Genomic DNA, 18,405 nt, shown 5'->3' with positions numbered 1-18,405 from the left:
GGGCGTTCAGGCGTGGAGCAGGGTCAGCGTCTCCCTCAGGTTGTGCTCGGCGATGTCCGCCATCGCCGCCCGGTGGGGGAAGTCGCCGTCGAGCAGCCGCAGCGGCCCCGCCGTCAGGGAGAGACGCTGGGCGAGCGTGTAGAGCGCGAGGCGGTTCTCGTCCAGGCCGTTCACCGCCAGTGGACGGTAGGCGTCGTGCAGGCGGATCCGCAGGAAGACGTGCTCCCACTCGACGTCGAAGTACATCAAGCCCTCGATGTCGATCGCCACGGGGTTCCCGGCCGCGTCGACCAGCACGTGGTCGGGCCCGAGTTCGCCGTGCACGACCGCGTACTCCGCGCGGGGCCGCACAGCCGCCGCGAGGTCCGTCAGCCGCTCCTCCAGCCGGTCGCGGGCTTCCGCGATCCGCGGATCTCGCGACGCGGCCTCGGCGAGGTCCCGCAGTGCGCGGTCCAGGACGACTGCCTCGCACGACGTCCCCCGCGATGTGCCGCCGCCGTCGACCACGGCCACCTTGCCGTACGTGGACGCCCGGTGCCGCCCCATCGCCTTCAGCGCCTCCCCGAGCCGGTCCATGACGGGGGCTGCCGCGCTCGGGTCACGGGCGAGCAGGTGCTCCAGGTTCTCACCGGGGACGTCCTCGACGATCGCGAGGTCGGCCGGACCGTGGGTGCCCTCGCGGTCGACGAGGCGGATGGCCGGGACGCGGACGCCGAGCGTGTCCAGCCGGGTGTGGGCGGCCTCGAACAGGTCGAGCCCGAGGCCGGGCGAGAACGGGTCGGTGAGGTCGTCGTCGCCCTCGGCCGCCGGCCAGTAGTTCTCGGCGTCGTGCCAGAGGTAGGCGATCGCCGTCGTGGCGTCGTCCAGCACCAGGCGGTACACGCCCTTCTTGCTTCCGCCCGCGACCCGCTCGACCGCCTCCAGCCGCCGTCCGCCGCCCAGCGCGGCCCGAGCCGCCCCCGCCAGCTGCTCCCGTGTCACTGCCCCGGCTGTCACGCCCGCCCCCACCTCTCCGTCACGGCAACCCGTGCACCCTAGGGGAGCGTCGGCGTGTAATCGAACCAAATCAGCGGGCAGAAGAGTGTCATCGGCCCCGACCCGGCGGTGCGCGCCGAGTTTTGGGACACGCTTTACACGACACGTGCAACTGAGGCCCAGGTCTACTCCGTCTGACAGGGAGTCGGGCCCGTCAGGGCCGAAGAGCGAGAGAGCGGGGCGGGGCGTGGGACGGCGCAAGGGCAGCATAGGGATCGCACTTGTCACGGGTGCGATGCTGGTGGGCGTGACTGCCTGCGGTGGCGGGAGCGGCAGCGACAAGGCCGGTGGGGACGACGCGAAGGCGTCGGGCAAGCCGAGCGCGAGCGCCTCTCCGTCGCCGAAGAAGCCCGCGGGCCCGCCGATGCTACTGGAGACGATCACCCCGCAGACGGGCACCACGGTCGGTGTGGCCATGCCGATCTCGGTGGTGTTCACCAACCCGGTGGCGGCGAAGGCACGGGCCGCGGTCGAGAAGCACATGAAGGTGAGCGCCTCGCAGCCGGTGGCCGGCGCCTGGCACTGGTTCGGTGACAGGCGCGCGGACTGGCGCCCGAAGTCGTACTGGCCCTCCGGCACGACGGTGAAGATCGACGCCGACATGACGGGCGTCAGCAACGGCAACGGACGCTACGGCGTGCGCACCTACACGCACACCTTCAAGGTCGGCGACGACGTGCGCGCGGACGTCTCGGTGACCGGCCACACCATGAAGGTGAGCCGGAACGGCAAGGCGGTGCGCACCCTGTCGATCAACGCGGGCAGCCCGCAGTACCCGACGTGGAACGGCACGATGGCCGTCATCGACAAGCAGGAGAAGGTCCACATGACCTCCTGCAGCGTCGGCATCAGCTGCGACAAGGGCAGCCCCAACTACTACGACCTGACGCTGCCCTGGGACGTCCACCTGACCCAGTCCGGCACGTACGTGCACTTCTCGACCGGCGACCCCAACCCGGGCAGCGGCAGCGCCCGCGGCTCGCACGGCTGCGTCCACCTGTCCATGTCGGACGCCAAGTGGTTCTACGGCCAGGTCAAGCAGGGTGACCCAGTCACCATCACCGGCTCGACCCGTGCCAAGGCCTCGCCCGACAACGGCTACGCGGACTTCAACCTGGGATGGGACGAGTGGCTCGCGGGCAGCGCGTCCGGCGAGGGGTCGACCGCGACCCTGTGACGCGATGCGGTGGCGCCGCGGTCGGCACTCGATGATGCCGACCGCGGCGCCACTGCCGTACGCGCCCTTCGCGCTCACCGGAATGGGCTGAATCCGTCCTCGCCCGACGTGCGCATGCCGTCAGCCGCCGCTGGGGGGCTTGGGGAGTGCGCGGTGGGCGTACCAGGCTTCGAGGGCCTGGGCTCGGGTGCCGGCCGGGTTCCCGCGGTGCCAGGCACTGGTGAAGCGGTTGAACTCGAACTGTTCCTCGATCTCGCGGGGCCGGGCCGCGTCCGGGCGGGTGGCGTGCCAGTGGGCGACCGCGTCCGCCAGGGTCCGTCCAGGATTCTGGGCGATGAAGTCGCGCATGAAGGCGTCGAAGTGGAAGCCGGGGCCGATCGCCTCGACGAAGTACCTCCGCAGGACCTGGCTGCACCGCTGGCCGGCCGGGATCACGGTGCCGCCGTCGACGGGCTCCACCAACTGAGCGGTCGCCGGGCGACGGCGGGCCGCGGCGGCCGGCAGCGGCAGGCCGTCCAGCGCCGCGGCGAGCCGGGCGGTGAGCGCCGCCTTGCCGCCGTGCCGCGCGACGCCCATCGAGCGGGCGAGACCGGTGAGCTCGTCCAGCGTCCAGTACCAGCGCAGCAGCTCGGCACCGGTGAGGTCGGCCGTCAACGGCGGCCTGGACCCGGCAGCTGTCGCACTGGTGTTCTGGTTCTCGTTCATGGCCGTCATTCTGCCGGACTCGCCTGCCGCGGCGGGAAGGCTCAGCCGTGCTGACCGATACGGTCGACCACCTGGATGTCCTGCAGACTCCTGGTCTCGTAGTAGTAGTTGACCTGCTTCCACTCGCCGTGCACCTTCTTCGGGCTGCTCCCCTTCGTACGCAGGCCCAAGTAGTCGTACGTCTTGCGGTCGAAGAGGAAGGTCCATCCCGCCTTGGGGTACGAGACTCCGACGGCGGTCCGGCCGGCCACGTCCACCTCGTCGTAGTCCAGGCGGATCCGGGGCAGCTTCGCCAGCGCTTCGAAGGCGGCGGCCTGCAGGCCGGGGGGCATCACACGCGGCCCCATGAGCAGCATGCTTCCTTCGAGGAACACGTACATGTCGTTCTGGGACGTGGCCGGTCGGCCCCTCCACTGGGCGAGGAGCTTGTCGGGGTCCGTCGGCATGGTCTTGAGCTTGGAGTAGACGGTGGGAGGCCAGCGCACTTCGTGCTTGCCGAGCGGCGGATCGTGGTGGATCTTCCCGTGCTCCTGGCGCAGGGAGGGCTTGGATCCGTCCACCGACATCCAGCTCTCGTCGGTCCACGTCCTGGTCTTCCCGCCCTTGACCGGCGTCTGCGTGATGTAGGTCCTGGTGTAGAAGTACTGGTCGTTGCGCGGAACGGGCAGATCGTTCCCAGCGGCGCGTGATCTGTCAGCGGCCTTCTGCAGCACCTCCGTTGCGCCGATCGCGCCCAGACGGGGCTTGTGGTCGTCCTTGGCGTCCTGGGCCACCACTACGGTGACGCCCACCGCCGCCGCGGTCACACCGACGAGCGCGGTACGGAAAACGAGTCGTCGGCTCAGTGCGCGTCCCCGGGATGCGCCGCTGCGGGACTCCTCGACCATGGCCGCTCCGAGGCGGGCTCGGGCGGCGACGCGGGCATCGTCGGACAGCCCGTGCTCGTCGGTGTCCCATCCGCGCACCATCGTCAGTTCATCCATGATCCGTCTCCTTCTGAGGCGCGGTCGGGGTGGTGAGATCCGGTGCGCCCAGTGCCCGCCGCAGCTTGGTGCGGGCCCTGTGCAGGCGGGAGCGCACGGTGCCGACGGGCACGCCCAGGGCCTGCGCGGCCTCCGTGTAGTCGAGTTCTCCCCAGGCGATCACCAGCATCACGTCCCGGTACCGGGCGGGCAGTGCGGCGAGAGCGCCGGCCAGAACGCCGTGCGTCCCGCCGGTGCTGAGCTTCTCGGCGATCCCGTCCTCGGGACCTTCGTGATCCCGGTCCGCGGACAGTGACGCCATGCGCGCCAGTGCCCGCAGCCGGCGCGCCTCGTCCCTGCGATGACGCCCGATCAGGTTGGTGGCTATCCCGTACAGCCAGGGCCGCGCGTGCGCGTACGACAGGTCGTAGCGCCGACGGCGCTGGAACGCGATCACGAACGTCTCCGCCATCAGGTCGTCGGCGGTGTCGGAGCCCAGACGTCGTGCGATGTAGCGGTGGATGTCGTCGGCGTAGCGGTCGAAGATCAGGGCGAACGCGTCGGGCGTTTGCCAGGACCGTTCGATCACCGAGCCGTCGGAGTCACCGACCGCGTCCGTTGCCGCGGTGAGTGCGGCAGCGGTGCCCGGCAGGAGCGTCACGCCTCACCTCTGTGGTTCATTTCGTACCCCTCGAAAGCCGTGTCGTGGTCACCTCCTGTTCGCCGATGCCGTCTTTCGAGTTCCACCCTGCCAAGTGACCTGCCTCACATGGCGCGTCAGCCGTCGTTGGGCATCATCTTGGTGACCTTGCCCTGGGTGTTCGCCTGGAGGTAGCCGGTCTGGCCATAGGCGTTGGTGAGGTAGACGGACATTCCGGCAGGGTCGCCGAAGGCGTTGCCAGGAAGGATCACCGTCAGGTAGCGGGTCGTGACGTGATCGACCTTCAGTTTCCGCTCGGCTTCGGCCAGCAGGGCCGGGACCTTGTCCCAGTCGAAGTCGTCCAGGCTGACGGGCTTCTCCCCGCCGCTGAGCGTGTCACTGATGATGCCCTTCTGGACGCCCTGGCCGGGGCGATAGGTGTACGAGTCCTTCTTGATGTCGCTGCCCTTCACCATCAGGTCGGCGGAGACGTATTCCGGATACACGACGAAGGACCCGAACCGGGTCCGTCCGGTCTGCTGCCTGAACGCGCTGATGGCGGAGCGGATGCCGGCCGGAGTCAGCATGTTCCCCTTCGTGCTCGCCGTCCCGCCGGTCGGCTCCTTCGCCGACGGCGTGACGTCCGTGGCGCTCGAGCCGCCGCCCGACGGCGACTTGGTGGCGGAGTTGCCGGACCCGGTGGAATCGGACGCCTTCGAGTCTCCGTCGGGGAGCCCCGCCCAGACGAGAACCCCGGCAAGCGCCACTCCGGCGACGGGCAGGCCCACCAGCGTCCAGCGCCGGCCGCGGTCCGGCCGTACCGGGACGGTGGGGGACGCCGGACGCGCGTCCTGCGGGCCCTGCGACGTCGTCGGGGCCGGAGGAGCGCCGTACGACCCCCCGGACATCGCGGGCGCGGGGCCGAAGCCCGTGGGTGCCGTGGCGGGCCCGGGAACGTACGGCGCCGACGGGGGGTGCAGTTGGTAGGAAGTGGGCGCCTCGGGCTCGCGGGCGACCTCCGCCAGCATCCGGTCGAGTTGCCCGGCGTCGGGCCTCGCCGCGGGGTCCCGCACGAGGACCCGCGTCAGGGCGTCCTGGAGCGGACCGGCCTTGACCGGTGGCGGGATCTCCTCGCTGAGGACGGCTGCCAGGGTGGCGAGTGTCGTGCCGCGGCGCAGCGGGTGGTGGCCCTCCACGGCCGTGTAGAGCATCATCGCCAGCGACCACAGGTCCGAGGCGGGACCGCCGTCCTTGCCGGAGACACGTTCGGGCGCCATGTAGTCGGGGGTGCCGATGACCGACCCGGTGGCCGTGAGGGAGGTCGCCTCGCGGATCGCAGCGATGCCGAAGTCCGTCAGCACCGGACGGCCGTCGGGACGCAGCAGGACGTTGGCCGGTTTCACGTCACGGTGCTGGATGCCCACCTGGTGCGCGGCGCACAGCGCGGCCAGCACCTCACGTCCGATCCGTGCCGCCTCCTGGGGGGACATCGGTCCACGGGCCAGGCGGTCGGCCAGGGAGCCGCCGGTGACGAGTTCCATGACGATCCAGGGGTAGGTACCCGGACCTCCGTCGACCACATGATGGATGGTCACCACATTGGGGTGATCGATACGGGCCAGCGCGCGTGCTTCCCGCAGGACCCGCTCGCGCAGCATCCCTGCGGCTTCCGGATCGTACTCGGCGAGGTCGGGATCGGGCGGCCGGACCTCCTTGACGGCCACGCTCCGATGCAGCACCAGGTCCGTCGCGCGCCAGACCATGCCCATACCGCCACCGCCGAGCCGTGCTTCCAGCTCGAACCGCCCGTCGACAACCCGTCTGCCGCTGTTGTCGCTGCCCTCACCGTTCATGCGCGCGAGCTTAGCGGGAGCTCGGATGCCGCCTTCGCCGCAGGGGCCCGTCCCCGATGCCTGTGCGGCGGGGGTTTCGACGATGCCCGGCATGCCCGTGTGAGCCCTGTGTGCGCCCCACGTCGTGCGACAACAATGCGCCATGCCTGTGGGCGGGTGACCGGTTCACGGTCCCGCTGCTCAACTACCCAGAAAGGCAGGTCGGCTGCGATGCAATTGCGACTGCCCAGCTCCGTGTCCGAGGCGCGGGAGTGTCTGGCCGAGGGGGCCGTGCCGATCGGCGGGGCGACGCTGCTGTGGGCCGACTGGCAGCGGGACGGGTTCCCCGAACTGGCCATGTCGCTGCGCAGCCTCCCGGAGGCCAACGTCATCGGGCGCGAGACGCTGGGCGCCGCCGTGGTGCTGAACCGGATCGACGACCGGGTCCCGGACGTCATACGCCTGGCCGCCGCCTCGGTGGGGACCGGCGCCGTACGCCGGACGGCGACGGTCGGCGGCAACCTCGTGGGCAGTACCCTGCGCTGCCTGTTGCCGGCGGCGCTCGTCCTGGACGCGCGGGCGTCGGTGCTGGGACCCGAGGGTGTGCAGGAGATCGACCTGGCCGAGGCGACGGCCAAGCGTCCGCTGCTGCTGAGCATCCGCTGGCGTGAGCCGGTCGCCACGGCCTACCGCAAACTGCCGGCCGAAGCGGGCGGAGCGCCGCCGCTCGTCGTCGCCATGGCACTGCACACCGATGCCGGCGGGCACAAGCTCCTCCGTGTCGCCGTGCGCGACGGATACGACGTGGCCAGCGGCAGCGCCACGGGCGACAACGGCAGCGAGGAGGCGACAGGCGCGCTGCGGTGGACGGCGCTGGGTGATCTCCCGTCCACCGCATGGGACATCATCGCCGAACAGGCCACGGAGCTGCTGCGGCCCGCCGCCGGTCACTGAGCGGGCGGACAGCCTCGTGCGAGCAGCAGGAGGGCGTCGACCAGGTCCTCGGCGGGGCTGCCGGTGGCCAGACGCCGCAGTTGCAAGCCCATCACCACGGCGACCGTGGTGGCCGCAAGGCGTTCCGCGTCCGGCACACCCAGAGCGGTGAGGATCTGGGTGGCGAGCCGGTCGTAGGCGCGGAACGCCTCCGCCGCCGCCTCCCGCAGTCGCTCGTCGCGCCCGGCCTGGATGTACAGCTCGAACGGCGCCAGATGGGCGCTGTCCAGCGCCGTGCCGCACGCGACCTGCCCGGCCAGGGACGCCGCGTCCTCGACGGCGATGCCCTCGGTCTGGCACTGGTCGGCCAGCTCGGTGAAGTACCGGGCCTCCTCGCGCACGAAGTGCAGCAGGCTCTCCCGCAGCAGATCGTGCTGGGTCTCGAAGTGGTACGTGACCGAGCCGAGCGACACTCCGGCTTCCTTGGCGATCCGCCGGTTGGTGACCGCCGCGACCCCGCCCTCGCCGATGATCTGCAGGACGGCTGTGATGATGCGCTGGCGCGTCGTGGCGGAGGGAGCGTCGTTCGGCATGCCCTGCATTCTTCCATCCGCGCTCGGGTGGACAGTCCCCCGCACCCTCTCTATTGTTCGTTCGAACGAACAGTACGGGAGGTAGTCGTGCACATTGCTGGGGCAACTGTTCTGCTGACCGGGGTCACGGGCGGCATCGGCGGCGCGATCGCCGCGGAGATGTCCGCTCGCGGCGCGGACCTGATACTCACCGGCCGACGGCGCGAGGCGCTGGAGCCCCTCGCCGAACGCTACGGCGCGCGCACGATCCTGGCCGATCTCGGCGACGCCGACGATGTGGTGCGCCTCGCCGAGGAGGCCGCCGGTACCGACATCCTCATCGCCAACGCCGCCCTGCCCTCCAGCGGTGACGTGCTCGACTACACGCCGGAGCAGATCGACCGGGCGCTCGCGGTGAACCTGCGCGCGCCGGCGATGCTCGCGCGGCTGCTCGCCCCTGCCATGGTGACCGCCGGACGCGGGCACATCTGCTTCGTCGGGTCGCTTTCGGGAATGGCGGCCACCAAGTCGTCGTCCATGTACAACGCGACGAAGTTCGGGCTCCGCGGCTTCTCGCTGGCCTTCCGCCAGGATCTGCACGGCACGGGCGTCGGTGTCTCGATCGTCCAGCCGGGCTTCGTACGCGAGCTGGGGATGTTCGCGAACACGGGCTCGCCGACGCCCGGCGGGGTGCGGACCGTCGCGCCGGAGCAGGTCGTCAAGGGCGTGACCCGGGCCATCGAGCGCGATGTCGCCGAAGTCAACGTGGCACCGCTCGAGTTGAAGTTCCTCACCAAGATCGCCTCGCAGTTCCCGGGCTTCGCGGAGCGGGTGCAGCGGCTGGCCGGGGCCGAGCAGACCGTCGACACGATCGTGGCGTCCCAGAAGTCGAGCCGCTGAGATGCCGCGTTCCCGCATGTCGCCCTCGTTCATGAAGACAAGCGTGCGCAGGTTCTTGACAGCGGGACGGCGGAGAACTCGGCGCGTCCCGAAGGGGTGAGGAAGACCAGTTCGCGGGCGGGCTGCTTGATGCGGAAGCCGAGCGGCAGGGCGCACCCGCCGGTTGCAGTCCTCGAACCCGTCGAGCACCTGGGCCATGGTGTCGCGGATGCGGGTAGTCCTCTACGTACCACTCCCAGGGGGTGTCGCTGTCCGGGAGGGCGGCGCGGGCGTGTACGGGGTGTCGGGCGCGGCGAGGGCGAAGTTGCCGCCCATGCCGACGAACACCTTCACGTCACCGCAGTGCATGGCCCGGATGGTGCCGAGCGTGTCCAGGCCGTGCTCGCGGGACGGGTCGATCCCGCAGATCCCGGCCGGGCGGTCCAGGAACTCCTCGGTGGGCCGGTGGTCGATGCCACAGGTCCGGTTGCCCTGGACGTTGCTGTGTCCGCGCACCGGTGACGGACCGGCGCCCTCGCGGCCCAGATTGCCGTGCAGCAGAAGGAGGTTGACGATCTCGCGGACCGTGTCGACGCCGTGCTCGTGCTGGCTGACGCCGAGGCACCAGCTGAAGATGGAGCGGTCGGCGTCGCGGTACACGCGCGCGGCCCTGAGGATGTCGTCGCGGCTGAGATCGGACTGGCGCTCGATCTCCGCCCAGGGGGTCGCCTCACACAGGTCCCGGTAACCATGCCGCGCAGCAGCGCCATGTCGCCGCCGACGCGCGGCTGCAGGTTCAGGGTGCTGGTCCGGGTCGTCTTGAAGAGGGCCATGTCCGTGAAGTCGTGCGGCACGATGGTGCGCGTGGCGGCCGCCTCGACCAGCGGTGGCGTCGGTGGTCTCCCAGTCCTTGAGGTCGACGGTCCCCTTGCCGGTGCCCAGGGACGCCTGTAGCGCGCGGCCGCTGGCCTCGTGGCGCATGTTGGAGCGGTCGGGCAGGTTGTTCGTGCCCAGTTCGCGGGCCATCAGCTGGTAGAGGAAGGTGGCCTCGTTGCCGAGGCGGCCGGAGGTGTAGAACGACGCCTGGTCGGGGTCGTCCAGCACGCGCAGGGTGCGACCGACCAGCTCGAAGGCGTCGCGCCGGCGGATCGGGACGTAGTGGTCCGACTCGGGGTCGTAGACCATCGGCTCGGTCAGCCGTCCCTGGTCCTCCAGGTCGCCCGTGGCCCGTCCGCCAGGGCGCCCTCGTGCACCAGCACCTGGCTCACTCTCTTGGCGGCGCCCCAGCCGGCGGCAGGGTGACGGTACGGGTGGAACTCCGGCTCCTCCTTGGGGACGGGGCCCACCCGGGGCTCCCGGCGCTTCTGGTCGTGCCCGGAGATGGCCACGGCTCTCACCCCTTCGGCACACGGAGGCCGGCGGTCGTCGCTCTTGCCCAGGCTATGCCGGGGGATCATCCGCAGCACCTCGACTAACATGGCCGAAAATTCACATTTTCTCCCATTTCATCCCTCACTCACACCCGAGGAGCACGCATGACCAGCGAACCCGAGCCGATCGGCGAAGCCGCCCGTCAGGCGCTCGAAAAGGAACTCGCCGAAGTCCGCGGCGAACGCGACTCGGTCGCGGCGACGCTGCGGGACAGTGACACTGTGGGCGACCTCGCCGACGGAGCGGACGAGTTGCAGCGCGCCGACGAGGTGCAACGCCTGGACGCCCGTATCTCCGAGATCACCACGCGACTACGGCAGGTGGCCGACGCGAGCCGGCCCTCCGCCGATGTCGTCGGGGTCGGCAGCACGGTCACCGTGCGCTTCGAGGACGGCACGCAGGACACCTTCCAGATCGGCGCGGTGGCGGACGTGCTGGACTCCTCCCTGATCACGGCCGACAGTCCGCTCGGGCACGCGCTCCTCGGCCACCGGGCCGGAGACTCGGTGAGCTACCGCGCGCCCGAGGGACAGCTGACCGCGGTGGTGGTGTCCCTCGGCGGGACACCGGGCTGATCCGGATCCGGGTTCGGGGCTCAGCCGGGAGCGGGGGGCGGGTCGTCGAGGAAAGTGACGGTCGGTACGTGGAACAGGCACCCGGTCATCGCGGTGGAGTAGTCGAGGATGCGGTCGTGCGCGGCTCGGCCGTCACCGAGGAACATGTGCCTCAGCATCTGTTCGGTGACGTCCGGTGTACGCGCGTAGCCGATGAAGTACGTGCCGAACTCGCCCTCGGCGAGGTTGCCGAACGGCATGTTCTCGCGCATGATTCTGCGCTCGTCGCCATGCTCGTCGGTGATGGTGTTGAGCGCCACGTGGGAGTCGGCGGGCTTGATGTCGTCGGGGAGCTCGACGTTGGCGAGCTTCGTCCGCCCGATGACCTTCTCCTGTTCGTCCGAGGACAGGTCGTTCCACGCCGCCATGTCGTGCAGGTACTTCTGCACGATCACATAGCTGCCCCCGGTGAAGTCGGGGTCCTCGTCACCGACGAACACCTCGTCGGCCGCGACCTGCCCTTCGGCGTTCTCGCTTCCGTCCACGAACCCGAGCAGGTCGCGCTCGTCGAAGTACTTGAAGGCCTGGACCTCGTCCACCACCGTGACCGCGCCGGTCAGCCGCTCCAGGACCAGCCGGGCCAGTTCGAAACACAGGTCCATGCGGCGGGCGCGCACATGGAGGAGGAGGTCTCCAGGGGTGGCCGGGGCACGGTGGCGGGTGCCGCGCAGTTCCACGAACCGGTGCAGTTCGCGTGGGCGCGGTCCGCCGAAGAGCCGGTCCCAGGCCTCCGAACCGATGCCGACGACACAGGTGAGCCGGTCGTCGGGTGCGCGGAAGGCGACCGAGCGGCGCAGGCCCGAGACGTCCTGCAGCAGCTCGCGGACCGTCTCCTCGTGGCCCGGCACGATCGTGACCACGAGGAAGACGGTGGCTCTGGCCGGTTCGACGATCACTGCCTGCGACTCGGGCACGAACCGGCCTCCTCCTGAGATGGTCCCTGGTCCATCCTGCTGCGTCCGGCGCGAATCCGCGCGAGGACGTCAGCCGGTGACGAGTCCCGCGACGAGGTTGATGGCGGTGGCGAGAATGCTGGTGCCGAAGACGTACGACAGGAGCGTGTGCCGAAGCACGATCGCGCGGATGGCCGTACTCGAGACGGAGGTGTCGGACACCTGATAGGTCATGCCGAGGTTGTAGCTGAAGTAGAAGAAGTCGCGGTACGCGGGCCGCTGGTCGGAGTTGAAGTCGATCCCGCCTCCGCCGGTGCAGTAGACGTAGGCGTAGCGGGTGGCGTACATCAGATGCAGTGCGGACCAGGCCATGAACACCCCGAACAGCGCGAGCGCGGCGCCGACATGGCCGGTGTCGGAGGCGCCGAGCAGGAGCAGCAGCACGATCGCGACCAGTCCGCACGAAGCGACGGCCACGACCGCGAGTTCCTCGCCGAGGGGCCGGACGTCCTCGCGTCGGGCGTTGCGGTGGGTGGCCGTGGCGTCCATGGGCCACAGCACCACCCAGCCCGCCACCACGAAGGCCAGCTCCGTCGCGGCGATTCCGGCCAGCGCACCCAGCAGCGCCCTGGCCGACAGCCCGACGACCGCGCCGACCACGGATCCGAGCGCCACCGAACCGGCCAGCCGGGGCACGGCGTCCAGCGGCAACCAGCTGCTCATGCGCCACCAGGGTAGTTCCGTCCTCGCCGGCCGGCCCGCCGGAGCGCGCCGCCTCCGGCAGGCGCGGGCGGTCCGGTCCGCATACCGACCGCACACCCGGCCGGAGCACGGGGTAGACACCGAGCATGCCGGGTTTGCACCGGTTCTCCCTTCCCGTGCGCGGGCACGGCCGGCGGAGCTCGGTCGCCGGCGCGGGGCGTGCGCTCTCCCCACGCGGCGCGCTGACCGTGCACGCGGTGGACGGAGCGCTCCTGTTCGCCGTACGGGCCGCCCTGGCCATGGGCCTGGTCGCCGTGCCGATCGTGGCGGCGGGTCGGCCCGATCTCGCGGTCTACGCCATGCTGGGGTCCTTCACCACCACGTTCGGCCGCGATCTGCCCTACGCGCGGCGCGCCCGGGTCCTCGCGGTGGTGGCCGTGGCCATGACGGCGTGCGTGGGTTGCGGGTCGGCGCTCGCGGTGAGGGCCCACCCCGGGGAGTCGGCGACCGGTGCGGCCGTGGTGGCGGTGGCGACGGCCCTGGTCGCGGGCGCAGCCAAGTACGTCTGCGACGCCACCCGGCTCGGCGGGCTCGGCGCGGTGCTGCTCCTGTTCTCGTTCGCGGTGGCGGCCAACGCCTCCCCCACGTGGGCCGACGTGCTCCCCTACACGGCACTGGCGGCGGCCGAAGCCGGGCTCGCGTGGCTGTTGGCGGCCTCCGGCCGGATCGTGCATCCCGAACGGCCGCAGCGCCTGGCTGTGGCCATGGCCCCGCGCCGGCTCGCCGAGGTGCTGGAGGCGTCCGCATCGGGGGACGTACCGCGGCAGACCCGGCGCGGGGCCACTGTCGCCGTCCTGCACGCGTACCAGTCCCTCGGCTCTCCGCCGCCGGCCCGGACCCGGAGTGCCGGATCCGGCACCGACGCGGTCTACCTGCACCTGAGCGACCTGTCCTGGACCCTGCTGGTCGGCTCCGCCCGGTGTGAGCCGTGGCCGGCCGGGATCGACCCCGCCGAACTCGCGGCCGCGGAGAAACGCGCCTACGTTCTGCCCGACCGGCTCCATCACCACCGCTGGGGCGCTGCCGCCGACCGCGTCGCCGAGCACCGTGCAACCGACGAGAAATGCCGGGCAAGATGGGATTTTCCTCCACTGTCCCCGGGCTCGGGCGCACACCCAGACTGCGTCCCATGACCCCTCAGGCACCGTGCACCGCATGACCCGTTCCCTCGCCCGCCGCATCGCCGCCGAGGCCGTCGGGACCGGGCTGCTCGTGGTCGTGGCCGTCGGTTCCGGGATCCAGGCCACCCGGCTGTCGCAGGACGCCGGTGTGCGGTTGCTGGCCTGTTCGCTGGCCGCCGTCTTCGGCCTGGGCGTGCTCATCACGCTGCTGGGGCCGGTGTCCGGCGGGCACCTCAACCCGGCCGTCACGCTGTCCGCCTGGTACGTCGGCCGCCGCCGGAGCACCGGACCGACCCTGCGGGAGGTCGCCGCGTACATACCGGCACAGGTGGCCGGAGCGATCGGCGGCGCGATCCTGGGCGACGCCATGTTCGCGAGGCCACTGGTGAGGCTCTCGACCCACGAGCGGTCCGCCGGACACCTCTGGTTGAGCGAGGTCGTCGCCACCGCCGGGCTGATCCTGCTCGTCCTCGGTCTGCAGCGCACCGGCCGCGCCCGGCTGGTACCGGCCGCGGCGGCCGCCTACATCGGCTCCGCGTACTGGTTCACCTCCTCGACCGCCTTCGCCAACCCGGCGATGACCATCGGCCGCGTCGTCACCGACACGGCCGCCGGGATCGCCCCCACCTCCGTGGTCCCGTTCGTCGCGGCCCAACTGCTCGGGGCAGGACTCGGAACGGGCGCCGCGACGGCGCTGTTCGGGCGATCCACGCACACGGGAGACGACGCCGTCGCCCCGGCCGGACGGGCAGAGCCCGCCTCTCTGTGATGCCGCCTGGTCCGCCGGCGAGGAGGCACGGCGCCTGACATGACGTCAGAGATGCGTTCCGCCTGCCGTGTTCCACCGTCCGTGACACCACGATCACGGAACTGCGAGACTGACCGCGTCGACGGCCCGCAGGCGTGGGTGGCGAAGAGGTGAGGAGTCGCAGTGGTCGTACAGCACCGTGCTCTGCCGGCGGTTCCGGTACCTGCCGATGTGTGGTTGCTGGTGCGGCAGCGGCCGGCTGTGCTGCGCCGGTCCACTCACGAACTGGCGGCAGCGCTGGCCGATGACCACGGCCCTCGCTTCGCGGTCTGGCACACCGACGAGCTGCTCTTCGGCATCCAGGGCGGGCGGTTGGTGCTGCGTACCCTCGGCGGCGCGGACCTGCCCGCTCCCGAGGTGGTGTGCGTACGCCAGGTCGCCGGTCCCATGCACAGCGACCGCGAGGTGACCTTGCTACGGCACCTCGAGCGCATGGGCAGCACCCTCGTCAACACGGTCGCCGCCCAGCTCAAGTGCCGTAACAAGGTGTGGCAGTTGCAGGAGCTCGCCCTGGCCGGGCTACCGGTGCCCGACACCGTCTCCTACGCCACGGCTCCGCTCGAAGGCGTCGTGCGCAGCCCCCGGCTGAGGACGCCGTGCGTGGTGAAGTCCGTCAACGGCGCCAAGGGTGGGCAGGTCTTCCTCGCTCCCGACCCGCACCTGCTTCGCGAGGTGGCCGGCAGTCTCACCCAGGAGGCGCCGTTTCTGTTCCAGGAGCATGTGGCCCACTCGCACGGCCGTTCCCTGCGCGTGGTCGTGGTCGACGGCGAACCGGTGGGCGCCGTACTGCACACCTCCCGCAACGGCACCCTCGTGTCCAACATCGCCAAGGGCGGCTCCGCCACACTGTGCGCGGGCCGCTATCCGCAGGCGGAAAAGCTGGCGGTGCGCGCGGTCCGCGCCCTGGGTCTGGACATCGCCGGGGTGGACCTGCTGTTCACCTCCGAGGACACCTACACCGTCTGTGAGGTGAACGCCGTACCGGGCTGGCGCCCGGAGATGACCGCGATCACCCCCGCCATCGCAGCCTGCATCGCCGATCGCCTGTCCACCCGCGGCTGCGCAGGCTGATTCTCGAGCCGGACACCTCGCTCGGGAATCAGCCCCCTGAGCCGGTCGGTTCACCCGGCACGCTCAGTGCGCCGGAGCCGAGATCTCCCGCTTGAGGATCTTGCCGCTCGGGCCCATGGGCAGTGCGTCCACCAGCCACACCCGGCGGGGATACTTGTAGGCCGCCACCCGGTCCCGCACGTACTCCTGGAGTTCCTCGGGGCTCGCCTCGGCTCCCGGGCGCAGGACGACCGCTGCCGCGATCTCCTCGCCGAGCCGTTCGTCGGGCACGCCGAGGACGGCCGCGAGGGCGACCGCGGGGTGCTCGTGCAGGACCTCCTCGATCTCGCGCGGGTAGACGTTGTAGCCGCCGCGGATGATGAGGTCCTTCTTGCGGTCGACGATGTACAGGTAGCCGTCCTCGTCCTGCCGGGCCAGGTCGCCGGTGCGCAGCCAGCCGTCGGGGATCGTGGCGGCGGTCTCCTCGGGGCGGTTCCAGTAGCCCTTCATCAGATTCGGTCCGCGCACCGCGAGTTCGCCGACCTCGCCCGGGGTCACGTCACGGCCGTCGTCGTCGACCAGGCGCACCTCGACGTCCTGGATGGGGGTCCCGATGGATCCGGCCTTGCGCGGGCGGTCGGGGTGGTTGAAGGAGACGACGGGGCTGGTCTCGGACATGCCGAAGCCTTCCAGCACCATGCAGCCGAAGCGCCGCTCGAAGCCGTGCAGGATCTCCACCGGCAGGGACGCGCCGCCCGATATGCACAGGCGCAGGGTGGACACGTCGGCCTCGCCCGCACCCGGGTGCTGGAGCAGCGCGGCGTACATGGTGGGCACACCCTCGAAGACGGTCGCGCGGTGACGGGCGATGGCGTCGAGCACGGTCTGCGGATCGAACCGGGGAACGAGGACGAGCGCGGCACCGCCGTGCACGGCGACGTTCATCGTGCAGGTCTGCCCGAAGATGTGGAACAGCGGCAGACAGCCCACGATCACGTCGTCGGGGGTCATCTGCTGCACGTTGACGACGTTGACCTCGGTGTTGTGGCGAAGTCCCGCGTGGGTGAGCGCCGCGCCCTTGGGACGCCCGGTGGTGCCGGAGGTGTACAGCAGCACGGCGATGTCGTCGCCGGCGACGGTGGCGATCTCGTACTGCGGCTCCAGCCGTGCCAGCTCGGCGGCGAAGGCGGCGGGTTCGACCGACATGTGGCGCACCGAGGCCGCGGCCGCGCCCTGGGCGCCCTCACCGGGCGCCTGGTGCCACTCGAAGAGCAGCACGGACCCGGAGTCGCGCAGGTGGTACTCGGTCTCCCGGGCCTTGAGCAGCGGGTTCATCGGTACGACGATGCCGCCGGCGCGCAGGATGCCGTAGTACAGGACGACGAACTCGGGCACGTTCGGCAGCATCAGCGCGACCCGGTCGCCGGGGCGCAGTCCCTCGGTGCGCAGCAGCGCCGCAGCCTGGGCGCTCAGCCGGTCCAGCTCGGCGTAGGTGGTGGTCGCCGTCCCCAGCCGCAGGGCGGCGCTCTCCGGGTGCCGGCCCGCCGTCTCCGCCAGGAATTCCGCCAGATTGGCCATGATGCCTCCTCGCACGCATGCGCGCCGGGTCCCCGCCGGCGCTCACGGCATCGTGGCGTCCGTGTCCGGAAGCGTCCATGGCCGGGCAAACAGCTCACGCGGCCGGGGATTGTTCCGGGGAACAAAGCGCGGGCCGTACGCTGCAGGGATGAGTCTGTCGGACGTGAGTGCCGCCCTCCTGGGACGGCTGCCGGAACTGGGCGAGCGGATGGCGCGGCGCATCTGTGCCGAGGTGGAGTCCTACGCCGACGAGTCGCTGATCCCCTTCGCGTCGCTGCGGGAGTCGTGCACCGCCAACGCCGACCAGTTGCTGGGGCGTTTCGCGCTCGACGCGGAACCCGATGTGCGGCCCGCGGAGCAGACCGGTCGGCTCCGGGCCGAGCAGGGAGTGCCGCTCGCGGACACCCTGCACGCCTATCGGATCGGGTTCGGGTATCTCTGGTCGCAGATGGTCGACGAGGCGCAGCGGCATCCGGATGTCACGGACGCTCAACTGGTGGCGGGTTCGTCGGAGATCTGGGCCCAGTTCGGGCGTTACGCCGAGGCCGTCGCGGCGGCCTACCGCGAGGCCAGTGCCGAACTCGCGCTCCAGCGCGAGGCGCGCCGTTCGGCGCTGGTCGAGGCGCTGTTCACGGGCGCGCTCGCGGACCGGACGACCCTGTGGGAGACGGCACGGCAACTCGGTCTGCCGGAGCGGGGACCCTACGCGGTCGTGGCCGCCTCCGTGCCGGATCCGGGCGGGGAGCCACTGCCCGGCATCGAGGCGGCCCTGCGCCAGACCGGTGTGCAGTCGGCGTGGCGACTACTGCCGGGCGAGCAGATCGGGCTGCTCTCGCTGGCTCATCCCGACGCCGAGACGGTGAGCCGCAGGGCGCTGCGGCACCGTCAGGCACGGGTGGGGGTCAGCCCCCGGTTCGACTCGCTGCGCGACACACCGCAGGCGCTGCGCTTCGCCCGACTGGCGCTGGCCGGGCTGCCGGGCAACGGGCCGGGCGTGGCCCGCTTCGACGACAGTCCGCTCGCCATGCTGGTCGCCGCCGCGCCTGCCGAGGCGGCGCGCCTGGTAGAGGTCGTCCTGGGGCCGGTCCTGGAGCTGCCGGCGCCCGAGCGGGCACGGCTCCTGGAGACGCTCGGGCACTGGTTCACGGCGGGAGGCGTCGCCGCCGAGACGGCGAACCGGCTCTTCATCCACCCGAACACGGTGCGCTATCGACTCCGGCGGATAGAGAAGCTGACGGGCCGTTCGCTCTCCGACCCCGCCGCCCTCGTCGACCTCGGCACCGCCCTGCACGCGCTGCGACTCGTTCCGCGGTCGGACGGCCGCCACTGAAACCGCCGGGTCGACGCATTCGGTCACGGCGCCGATTCAGCAGCTCGAAGATTCCGGAGTCGTATATGGGTTTATCCGGAATT

Annotated in this window: 17 protein-coding genes and 1 pseudogene; 8 read left to right on the top strand and 10 right to left on the bottom strand. The window is 71.1% G+C overall.

Annotated elements, in window-relative coordinates; genetic code table 11:
• Positions 1-6: 6 nt before the first annotated feature.
• On the bottom strand, positions 7-981 hold the full coding sequence (locus ACIF83_RS24425) for a phosphotransferase family protein (RefSeq protein ID WP_399730178.1): 975 nt from the start codon (positions 979-981) through the stop codon (positions 7-9).
• A gap of 289 nt (positions 982-1,270) precedes the next feature.
• Between ACIF83_RS24425 and ACIF83_RS24420 the strand changes: the two genes are divergently transcribed.
• A complete protein-coding gene (locus ACIF83_RS24420; protein ID WP_393480220.1) occupies positions 1,271-2,212 on the top strand; it encodes an Ig-like domain-containing protein in 942 nt (313 codons plus the stop codon).
• Between the two features lie 120 nt (positions 2,213-2,332).
• Here ACIF83_RS24420 and ACIF83_RS24415 read toward each other — a convergent pair whose 3' ends face one another.
• The 4 genes from ACIF83_RS24415 to ACIF83_RS24400 all read right to left on the bottom strand — a co-directional run bounded on the left by ACIF83_RS24415 (position 2,333) and on the right by ACIF83_RS24400 (position 6,372).
• The gene (locus ACIF83_RS24415; RefSeq protein WP_393479658.1) at positions 2,333-2,917 is read right to left on the bottom strand and encodes a DUF6434 domain-containing protein; all 585 of its coding nucleotides are present in this window, start codon (positions 2,915-2,917) and stop codon (positions 2,333-2,335) included.
• A gap of 41 nt (positions 2,918-2,958) precedes the next feature.
• Positions 2,959-3,900 (bottom strand): CU044_5270 family protein, encoded by a 942-nt coding sequence (locus tag ACIF83_RS24410; protein WP_393479656.1) that lies wholly within the window; start codon positions 3,898-3,900, stop codon positions 2,959-2,961.
• Complete coding sequence (locus ACIF83_RS24405) at positions 3,893-4,540, bottom strand: RNA polymerase sigma factor (protein ID WP_393479655.1); 648 nt, start codon at positions 4,538-4,540, stop codon at positions 3,893-3,895. Before ACIF83_RS24405 ends, ACIF83_RS24410 begins: the two co-directional genes overlap by 8 nt.
• Positions 4,541-4,656: 116 nt before the next feature.
• Positions 4,657-6,372 (bottom strand): protein kinase, encoded by a 1,716-nt coding sequence (locus ACIF83_RS24400; RefSeq protein WP_399729888.1) that lies wholly within the window; start codon positions 6,370-6,372, stop codon positions 4,657-4,659.
• Between the two features lie 210 nt (positions 6,373-6,582).
• Here ACIF83_RS24400 and ACIF83_RS24395 point away from each other — a divergent pair, with 210 nt between their 5' ends.
• Positions 6,583-7,305, top strand: a complete 723-nt coding sequence (locus ACIF83_RS24395; RefSeq protein WP_393479651.1) for an FAD binding domain-containing protein — start codon at positions 6,583-6,585, stop codon at positions 7,303-7,305.
• On the opposite strand, the gene ACIF83_RS24390 is transcribed toward ACIF83_RS24395, so the two are convergent.
• Positions 7,299-7,877, bottom strand: coding sequence for a TetR/AcrR family transcriptional regulator (locus ACIF83_RS24390; protein WP_393479648.1), 579 nt, complete (start codon positions 7,875-7,877; stop codon positions 7,299-7,301). The two genes, ACIF83_RS24395 and ACIF83_RS24390, sit on opposite strands and share 7 nt — an antisense overlap.
• Before the next feature lie 87 nt (positions 7,878-7,964).
• On the opposite strand from ACIF83_RS24390, the gene ACIF83_RS24385 reads away from it, so the two are divergent.
• Positions 7,965-8,756: an SDR family NAD(P)-dependent oxidoreductase gene (locus ACIF83_RS24385; RefSeq protein ID WP_393479646.1), complete on the top strand. Its 792-nt coding sequence runs from the start codon at positions 7,965-7,967 to the stop codon at positions 8,754-8,756.
• Here ACIF83_RS24385 and ACIF83_RS24380 read toward each other — a convergent pair.
• A pseudogene (locus tag ACIF83_RS24380) lies at positions 8,751-10,117 on the bottom strand (molybdopterin-dependent oxidoreductase); the annotation flags it as partial. The gene ACIF83_RS24385 and the pseudogene ACIF83_RS24380 sit on opposite strands and share 6 nt — an antisense overlap.
• A gap of 153 nt (positions 10,118-10,270) precedes the next feature.
• On the opposite strand from ACIF83_RS24380, the gene ACIF83_RS24375 reads away from it, so the two are divergent.
• A complete protein-coding gene (locus ACIF83_RS24375) occupies positions 10,271-10,741 on the top strand; it encodes a GreA/GreB family elongation factor (RefSeq protein WP_399729884.1) in 471 nt (156 codons plus the stop codon).
• A gap of 20 nt (positions 10,742-10,761) precedes the next feature.
• Here ACIF83_RS24375 and ACIF83_RS24370 read toward each other — a convergent pair whose 3' ends face one another.
• Positions 10,762-11,694, bottom strand: coding sequence for a Dyp-type peroxidase (locus ACIF83_RS24370; RefSeq protein WP_399729882.1), 933 nt, complete (start codon positions 11,692-11,694; stop codon positions 10,762-10,764).
• A 69-nt stretch (positions 11,695-11,763) separates the two neighbouring features.
• A complete protein-coding gene (locus ACIF83_RS24365; RefSeq protein WP_393479638.1) occupies positions 11,764-12,396 on the bottom strand; it encodes a DUF1345 domain-containing protein in 633 nt (210 codons plus the stop codon).
• A 125-nt stretch (positions 12,397-12,521) separates the two neighbouring features.
• Between ACIF83_RS24365 and ACIF83_RS24360 the strand changes: the two genes are divergently transcribed.
• The 3 genes from ACIF83_RS24360 to ACIF83_RS24350 all read left to right on the top strand — a co-directional run bounded on the left by ACIF83_RS24360 (position 12,522) and on the right by ACIF83_RS24350 (position 15,435).
• Complete coding sequence (locus ACIF83_RS24360) at positions 12,522-13,568, top strand: hypothetical protein (protein WP_399729879.1); 1,047 nt, start codon at positions 12,522-12,524, stop codon at positions 13,566-13,568.
• Positions 13,569-13,590: 22 nt separating this feature from the next.
• Complete coding sequence (locus ACIF83_RS24355) at positions 13,591-14,325, top strand: aquaporin (protein ID WP_399729876.1); 735 nt, start codon at positions 13,591-13,593, stop codon at positions 14,323-14,325.
• Positions 14,326-14,487: 162 nt separating this feature from the next.
• The gene (locus ACIF83_RS24350) at positions 14,488-15,435 is read left to right on the top strand and encodes a RimK family alpha-L-glutamate ligase (protein WP_393479630.1); all 948 of its coding nucleotides are present in this window, start codon (positions 14,488-14,490) and stop codon (positions 15,433-15,435) included.
• 63 nt (positions 15,436-15,498) lie between these two features.
• On the opposite strand, the gene ACIF83_RS24345 is transcribed toward ACIF83_RS24350, so the two are convergent.
• A complete protein-coding gene (locus ACIF83_RS24345) occupies positions 15,499-16,992 on the bottom strand; it encodes a long-chain fatty acid--CoA ligase (protein WP_398140479.1) in 1,494 nt (497 codons plus the stop codon).
• A 148-nt stretch (positions 16,993-17,140) separates the two neighbouring features.
• Between ACIF83_RS24345 and ACIF83_RS24340 the strand changes: the two genes are divergently transcribed.
• A complete protein-coding gene (locus tag ACIF83_RS24340; RefSeq protein ID WP_393479625.1) occupies positions 17,141-18,322 on the top strand; it encodes a PucR family transcriptional regulator in 1,182 nt (393 codons plus the stop codon).
• The last annotated feature ends 83 nt before the right edge of the window (positions 18,323-18,405 follow it).

This window comes from Streptomyces sp. NPDC085866, assembly GCF_044541035.1.
Taxonomy (GTDB): Bacteria; Actinomycetota; Actinomycetes; order Streptomycetales; family Streptomycetaceae; genus Streptomyces.
This window is presented reverse-complemented; position numbering and strand designations above follow the sequence as displayed.

Bases quoted from the DNA above. Each gene is read 5' to 3' on its own strand.
- ACIF83_RS24410 (WP_393479656.1), bottom strand. From the start codon at position 3,900: ATGGATGAACTGACGATGGTGCGCGGATGGGACACCGACGAGCACGGG.
- ACIF83_RS24340 (WP_393479625.1), top strand. From the start codon at position 17,141: ATGAGTCTGTCGGACGTGAGTGCCGCCCTCCTGGGACGGCTGCCGGAA.
- ACIF83_RS24415 (WP_393479658.1), bottom strand. From the start codon at position 2,917: ATGAACGAGAACCAGAACACCAGTGCGACAGCTGCCGGGTCCAGGCCG.
- ACIF83_RS24395 (WP_393479651.1), top strand. From the start codon at position 6,583: ATGCAATTGCGACTGCCCAGCTCCGTGTCCGAGGCGCGGGAGTGTCTG.
- ACIF83_RS24375 (WP_399729884.1), top strand. From the start codon at position 10,271: ATGACCAGCGAACCCGAGCCGATCGGCGAAGCCGCCCGTCAGGCGCTC.
- ACIF83_RS24420 (WP_393480220.1), top strand. From the start codon at position 1,271: ATGCTGGTGGGCGTGACTGCCTGCGGTGGCGGGAGCGGCAGCGACAAG.
- ACIF83_RS24390 (WP_393479648.1), bottom strand. From the start codon at position 7,877: ATGCCGAACGACGCTCCCTCCGCCACGACGCGCCAGCGCATCATCACA.
- ACIF83_RS24345 (WP_398140479.1), bottom strand. From the start codon at position 16,992: ATGGCCAATCTGGCGGAATTCCTGGCGGAGACGGCGGGCCGGCACCCG.
- ACIF83_RS24360 (WP_399729879.1), top strand. From the start codon at position 12,522: ATGCCGGGTTTGCACCGGTTCTCCCTTCCCGTGCGCGGGCACGGCCGG.
- ACIF83_RS24355 (WP_399729876.1), top strand. From the start codon at position 13,591: ATGACCCGTTCCCTCGCCCGCCGCATCGCCGCCGAGGCCGTCGGGACC.
- ACIF83_RS24400 (WP_399729888.1), bottom strand. From the start codon at position 6,372: ATGAACGGTGAGGGCAGCGACAACAGCGGCAGACGGGTTGTCGACGGG.
- ACIF83_RS24365 (WP_393479638.1), bottom strand. From the start codon at position 12,396: ATGAGCAGCTGGTTGCCGCTGGACGCCGTGCCCCGGCTGGCCGGTTCG.